Here is a 510-nt window from a genome sequence, read left to right on the forward strand (position 1 = left end):
AAGGCATGGCGAACGTATCGTTGAACAAAGTGGACAAGCAAGCACTGGTTCACCAACCCAACTTACTACGCGAATGCTTTGCTTTACTGGTTAACGCTCATTATCAAACCTCACCGAATGATTTGCTCCATTTACTGCGAGATGACAACAGCTCCGTTTATCTCGCGATGGATAAACAAAATATCATCGGAGTCATTCTCACGGTTGAGGAGGGCGGTCTTGATGACGAGTTAATTGAAGCCGTTCAACTTGGTCAACGTCGTCCTAAAGGGCATTTGACGCCAATCACCATCATCAATCAACTTGGTTTGGTAAAGGTAGGCAGGCTTATTACTTCACGAGTGATGCGAATTGCGGTGCATCCTGATCTACAAGGTTTGGGCATTGGCAAGCGCATGTTAACACTACTCGAGGAAAGTGTTGGTGCCCATGTGGATTACCTATCGACAAGTTTTGGTGCGACGGATGAGTTGATTCAGTTTTGGCAACAAGCCGGCTATCAATCCATTC

At 46.1% G+C, this 510-nt stretch carries 1 protein-coding gene; it reads left to right on the forward strand.

Annotated features, from left to right (window positions below):
- Positions 1-510 (forward strand): GNAT family N-acetyltransferase (locus R7Q48_RS31370; protein ID WP_318134368.1); only part of this gene is annotated, 510 nt, incomplete at both ends.

It is taken from the genome of Vibrio sp. 378, from assembly GCF_033339435.1.